The following is a 5,799-nucleotide window of genomic DNA, read 5'->3' on the forward strand; positions in this document are numbered from 1 at the left end:
GGGCAACGGCGGCGGGGCCGCGGCCGGGGGCGAGGGGCACAAGCGCCGGCGCTGGGGCCGGATCGTCGGGTTCACTGCGCTCGGACTCGTCCTGGTCCTGATCGTCGGGTTCATCAGCACCTGGATCTGGGCCTCGGGCAAGATCACCCACGTCGGCGCCCTCGCCGACTACTCCGGCCGCCCGGCCGCCGGAGCCGGCACGAACTGGCTGCTGGCCGGCTCGGACGGGCGCGACACGCTCACCAAGGCGCAGCAGGACGAGTACCACACCGGCTCGGCCGGCTCGATCACCGGCAGCCGGACCGACACGATCATGCTGCTGCACTACGGCAGCTCGGGCCCCGACCTGATCTCCATCCCCCGCGACTCCTACGTCGCCATCCCCGCCTACACCGACGCCAAGGGCGTGGCCCACTCCGCCTCGCACAACAAGATCAACGCGGCGTACCAGGAGGGCGGCCCGCAGCTGCTGGTGCAGACCGTCGAGCAGAACTTCGGGATCCGGATCGACCACTATCTGGAGATCGGCTTCCTCGGCATCGTCAACATGGTCAACGCGGTGGGCGGCGTGCACATGTGCCTGAGCAAGGCCGTGCACGACAGCTACTCCGGCGCCGACCTGAACGCCGGGTGCCAGACCCTCAACGGCGGCCAGGCCCTGGCCTACGTCCGCTCGCGCTACTCGCTGCCCAACTCGGACGTGAGCCGGATGTCCGACCAGCAGGCCTTCATCAGAGCCCTGGTCGACTCGGCCGTGCGCCCCGGCGTGCTGCTCAACCCGTTCGAGTTCTACCCCTTCGTCGGCGGCGCCCTCGGCTCCGTCGCCGCCGACAACAACACCGGCCTGCTCGACCTCATCCGGATGGCCCGCAGCGCCCGCCCCCTCGCCTCCGGCGGCGGCACCACCGGCACCATGCCCATCGCCGACGAAGGCTACGCCGTCTCCGGCATAGGGGACGCGGTGCTACTCGACCAGACCAAGACCGCCAAGGTGATCGCCGCCGTCAACGCCGACAAGCCGATTCCGAGCGGGCTGCTCAACTCGATCGAGTGAGGCGGTGCGGCAGGGCCGTCACCCGAGCGGCGCACTACGCGGACTGCGCGAGCACGGTGATGAAGGACGTGGTGGCGAAGAACGTGCCGGTGGTGAGGTGTTCGAGCCACGCCCGGGCGTCGGACGCGGTGATGTAGCCGGCTGCGACGGCGCGGGCGGTGGTGCGGCGTAGGCCGAGGATGGTCTCGGCCGTGTCGAAGTCGGTGAGGACTGCGGCGGGGTTGCGGACGGCGCGGAGGGTGAATCCCGCGTGGGCGGCGAGGCGGGGGAGTTGGCGGCCGACGGCGTGGTTGTGGTTGACCCGCTCGGCCACGTAGCGGGTGAAGGCTCGGCTCAGGGCGAGGTCGGGGTGGTCGATGGCGAGTGTGTCCCAGTCGGGCTCGGCGAGGGTGAGCAGGCCGGCCGGGCGTAGGACGCGATGGAGTTCGGCGAGTACCGCCGCGGGGTCGGCGACGTGCATGAGTACGCGGTCGGTGCGGGCGCGGTCGATGGTGTTGGACGCGAACGGGAGGCGGTGCGCGTCCGCTCGGCAGACCTGGACGTTCGGCCGGTCGGCCATGCGGGCGCGGGCCGTGGCGACCATGTCCGGGTCCTGGTCGACGCCGAAGGCCGTGCCGGTCGGGCCCGCCGCGGCGGCGAGGGCGGCGAGGTCGGTGCCGGGGCCGCAGCCGACGTCCAGTACGTGGTGACCGGGCTCGATGGCGAGGGCCGCGAGCAGGTCGTGCTTGTAGGAGCGGGCGAGGTCGGTGGCCGCGACGCCGTCGAGGTACGGCGTCGGCGCGGCGCTGGTGGTGTCGGTCCTGGGCATGGCCCCATCGAAACAGGGTTCTGTGAAGATGTGGTGGAGAAGGCGTGTGGACCGTGTGCAGGAACGGATCGGCCGGCTCCGGGCGCGGATCAGGCGAAGACGGAGTAGAGCGAGATTCCGGCCAGGACCAGCATGATCGCGGCGGCGGCGCGGATGACGAGCTTGAGCGGGATCCAGCGCAGCAGGGCCTGGCCGCCGAGGATGGCGAGGGCCGCGACGGCCCAGAGGGCGAGCAGGGCGCCGATGGAGACGGAGAGCCAGTTGTACTTGGCGGCCAGGTTCGCGGTGACGATCTGGGTGAGGTCGCCGAACTCGGCCACGGTGATCACGCTGAAGCTCACCAGCATCGCGCGCCAGGGGCTGGAGACCTGCTTGATCTCGGGCTCCTCCTGCGCGTCGGCGCCGCGGGATTGCCAGAGCATGAGGCCCGCGCCGATCAGGAACAGGGTGGCGACCACGGCTTCGAGCACGCGGTGGGGGAGCAGGCGCAGCAGTGAGCCGGCTGCGACGGCGATGGCCACCTGGACGGTGAATCCGACCGCGGCGCCGAGGAAGACGTAGCGGCCGGGGTAGCGGGTGGCGAGGACGAGGGAAGCGAGCGCGGTCTTGTCCGGCAGTTCGGCGAGGAAGATCAGCGCGAAGGTCGTTGCTATCACCGCGAGGCTCACCGGCTGAGTCTACGTCACCTCATGCACGGCCACACCGTCTGCACCGGAACAGACCACGGCGGATAGGTGCGGATGAGGGCGGACAGGGGCGAATGAGGGTGAATACGGGCACTCAGGGCTTGACGGGTTCGCCTCGGTCGGCGGGGTGGGACGGCGCGGGTCCGGACGGCTCCGCGGGGTCGGCGGACTCTGCGGTCTTGGAGGTCTTGGCGGCCTTGGCGGTCTTGCCGGTCTTGGTGGCCGAAGACGACCTGACGGGCTTGGCCAGGGCGCGCTTGAGCGCGAGCATCCCGAATACCGCCGCGCACCCGGCGACGCCGACGACCGCGCCGTAGCCGGGGCCCGCGCCCTCGGTGGCCGCGGCGAAGCCCATCACGGCGCCGACGCCCGCACTGGGGGCGAGGTTGGCGCGCAGCAGGCCCGCGTCCGCGGAGTCGGTGGGCGCCGGGACGGGCGCCTCGGCGGCGCGCGGTGTGGTCCTCGACATGCGAAGAGGGTAACCGGCGACCGGCGGCCGGGACAGGGGCGGCAACACCGCGGAAACGAGGGGGATCACCGGGGATCGGGGAGAAGTGCCGGGAGAAACGCATCGCCGCACCGGTGCGGCGGCGCGGCGATGTCTGGTTTCTCTCCGGTTCGCCCGGGCTCAGGGACCTGGCGAAGCGGTTCGGGCCCCGATGCACTCACGGCGGCCGGGGTCCACCCTCGCAAACTAGCGTGGCCCACGTCACCCAATTTGTCAACTGCGGCAACAAAATTGCCACATTCGGCCACACTGCGTGCACGCGCGCTGCCGCCGTGCTGACCTCTCGTGCCCTCGGGCGGATTCGCATCGGCGCGTCGGCGCACCGGATCAAAAATTACTTGACTTCTTAGCGCTGCATTACTCGAGACCGCTGGCGCTCGGCCGTATCTTGAGCTACGGTGGCGTAACTTACGCATCCGTAACCATAGCTTCGGCCCAGCCAGGAGAACCGTCGTGAGCCTCATCGCAGAGCACTCGCAGGCCCCGAATGTTCCGCTGCGCGGAGAGTTGAGCCAGAGCGACCTGCTCCGGGAACTCGAGCCGGTGGTCGAGGCCAACCTCAACCGGCACCTCGGCATCGCCAAGGAGTGGTTCCCGCACGCCTACGTGCCGTGGAACGAGGGCCGCGACTTCGACGGTCCGCTCGAGGGCGAGGCCTGGGAGTCGAGCCACTCGCGGCTGAACGAGACGGCGCGTACCTCGCTGATCCTGAACCTGCTCACCGAGGACAACCTGCCGAGCTACCACCACGAGATCGCGGTGCTCTTCGGCCGCGACGGGGCCTGGGGCACCTGGGTGCACCGGTGGACCGCGGAGGAGGGCCGGCACGGCATGGCCATCCGCGACTACCTGCTCACCACCCGGGCCGTGGACCCGATCGAGCTCGAGCGGGCCCGGATGACGCACATGTGCAGCGGCTACATCTCGCCCAACTCGCACCAGGCGCTCAACTCGATCGCGTACGTCTCCTTCCAGGAGCTCGCCACCCGCATCTCGCACCGCAACACCGGCAGCTACTCCGGCGAGAAGCTGTGCGACCAGCTGCTGCAGAAGATCGCGAACGACGAGAACCTGCACATGGTCTTCTACCGCAACCTGCTCGCCGCGGCCTTCGAGCTGAACCCGGATCAGACCATGCGCTCGGTGGTGGACGTGGTGCGCAACTTCCAGATGCCGGGCGCCGGGGTGGAGAACTTCGGCCGCAAGTCGGTGCAGATCGCCATGGCCGGGATCTACAACCTGCGCATCCACCGGGACGAGGTGCTCGCCCCGGTGCTGCGCAACGTGCGCGTGTTCGAGCGCACCGACCTCGGCCCGGCCGGCGAGCAGGCCCGCGAGGAGCTCGCCGAGATCATGGACGCGCTCGACGGCGCGGCCTCGCGCTTCGAGGAGAAGTGCGAGGCCAAGCGCGCCCGCGACGCCGCGCGCAAGGGCTGAGCCTGCCCGCCGCCCCGCCGCGGTGTCGTCTCGTCCCGGACGCCGACCTCATTGAGGTCGGCGTCCGGCTTTTTCGTGCCCCGTGCGACGGCACGGCCGAGCGCGCTCATGGAGTAGTGCAGTTCGTCCGCTCGGATGACGTCTCGTCGGATGTACCGCGATTCTCGCCGAACTCCCACTGAATCAGTGAGTCGATGATCTCGTTCACGTGAGCGGGTCGGGATCGGCTTTGGGTTAGGCCGCCGGACGGCCGCCGAGGCCTGCGTTAACTAAATACTTTTATCAATATTCATCCTTGAAGAGTAGCGCCGGGTGACCTCGGGCGGCGTAAGGCGTTGCCCCGGAAGGGCGGGCCCATTGGCCCACCCCTTAATCCTCCGACTGATCAGTAGAGGTCCCCATGTACGACTTGGCCAAGCGCAGCCTGGTCTTCACGGTCGCTACCGGCGGACTGCTGTTGACGGGCACGGCCCTCTCCCCGGCGATGGCGGCCGCGGGACAGGGTGCGAAGGAGAGCGGGGGCGCTGTCAGCGCGCACTCGGTCTCCGGCTCGGCGACAGCATCCGACGGCGCGGCCGCGAAGGCCCCGCGAGGCCGGGCGGCACAGCCGCCCGAAGTGCACTCCCACCCGATGTCGCCCGCCGGCGCGGCCGCGGCCTCGTCGAGCATGCTCGACCCGGGCGACGCCCTGGCCGGCGAAGTGCTGCGGATCCCGATCGACCTCGGCTCCGACGGGTGCGGCAGCACCGCGCAGGTCACCGCGCTGCGTGACTGGGTCGACGGCCGGTGCGCGCAGGACGCCCCGCGCGGGTCGGCGCACTCCGGCGACCTCGACTCCACCGCGGTCCAGCCCGCGACCGCGGAAGGCAGTGCTCCGACCCGCCCGGGTGTCTCGGCGGGTACCGGCGGCACCAGCGCCACCGCGGTGTCGGCGGGCGAGGACGGCACCGACGCGGCCGACCCCGAGATGACCCCGATCGACGTGCCGCTCGCGGCCTGCGGCCCCGGGGACGACACCGTGGCCATGCGCGCGGTCGAGACCGGCGCCCGGTGCGTCGATCCCGCCGCCATGGACGACGAGTCCGACCAGTCCGACCAGGCCGGCCAGGCCTATCGGAGCACCCACCACACCACGCTCGGCGAGCGCTCCGTGCCGATGCGGGGCCGCGGCGAGGACAACGGGGAGGACAACGGCGATCTGCCGCTGCACACTCCGGTCCCGGTCTGTGAGGACGACGAGACGGGCCTGGCCGCGGTGAGCACCGACCAGGACGACTCCGACTGCACGCCCTGCCCGCCGACGCCC

Annotated in this window: 6 protein-coding genes; 3 read left to right on the plus strand and 3 right to left on the minus strand. The window is 70.8% G+C overall.

Annotation, left to right across the window (positions count from 1 at the left end):
- The coding region (locus tag KDL01_RS38510) for an LCP family protein (protein ID WP_212533662.1) at positions 1 to 1,054 on the plus strand (1,054 nt) is incomplete at its 5' end.
- Between the two features lie 34 nt (positions 1,055 to 1,088).
- Here the strand turns inward: KDL01_RS38510 and KDL01_RS38515 are convergent.
- The 3 genes from KDL01_RS38515 to KDL01_RS38525 form a co-directional block, all read right to left on the minus strand.
- A complete protein-coding gene (locus KDL01_RS38515; protein WP_212533663.1) occupies positions 1,089 to 1,862 on the minus strand; it encodes a methyltransferase domain-containing protein in 774 nt (257 codons plus the stop codon).
- Between the two features lie 89 nt (positions 1,863 to 1,951).
- Complete coding sequence (locus KDL01_RS38520) at positions 1,952 to 2,530, minus strand: TMEM165/GDT1 family protein (protein ID WP_212533664.1); 579 nt, start codon at positions 2,528 to 2,530, stop codon at positions 1,952 to 1,954.
- A 112-nt stretch (positions 2,531 to 2,642) separates the two neighbouring features.
- On the minus strand, positions 2,643 to 3,017 hold the full coding sequence (locus tag KDL01_RS38525; RefSeq protein WP_212533665.1) for a hypothetical protein: 375 nt from the start codon (positions 3,015 to 3,017) through the stop codon (positions 2,643 to 2,645).
- Between the two features lie 501 nt (positions 3,018 to 3,518).
- On the opposite strand from KDL01_RS38525, the gene KDL01_RS38530 reads away from it, so the two are divergent.
- Positions 3,519 to 4,493 (plus strand): acyl-ACP desaturase, encoded by a 975-nt coding sequence (locus tag KDL01_RS38530; RefSeq protein ID WP_212533667.1) that lies wholly within the window; start codon positions 3,519 to 3,521, stop codon positions 4,491 to 4,493.
- A gap of 400 nt (positions 4,494 to 4,893) precedes the next feature.
- Positions 4,894 to 5,799, plus strand: a 906-nt coding sequence (locus KDL01_RS38535; RefSeq protein ID WP_212533666.1) for a hypothetical protein, incomplete at its 3' end; no start/stop codon positions are given.

The organism is Actinospica durhamensis, assembly GCF_018139695.1.
In the GTDB taxonomy this organism is placed as follows: domain Bacteria; phylum Actinomycetota; class Actinomycetes; order Streptomycetales; family Catenulisporaceae; genus Actinospica; species Actinospica durhamensis.

Coding starts and splice junctions, on each gene's coding strand:
- KDL01_RS38515 (WP_212533663.1), bottom strand. CDS start 1,862: ATGCCCAGGACCGACACCACCAGCGCCGCGCCGACGCCGTACCTCGAC.
- KDL01_RS38525 (WP_212533665.1), bottom strand. CDS start 3,017: ATGTCGAGGACCACACCGCGCGCCGCCGAGGCGCCCGTCCCGGCGCCC.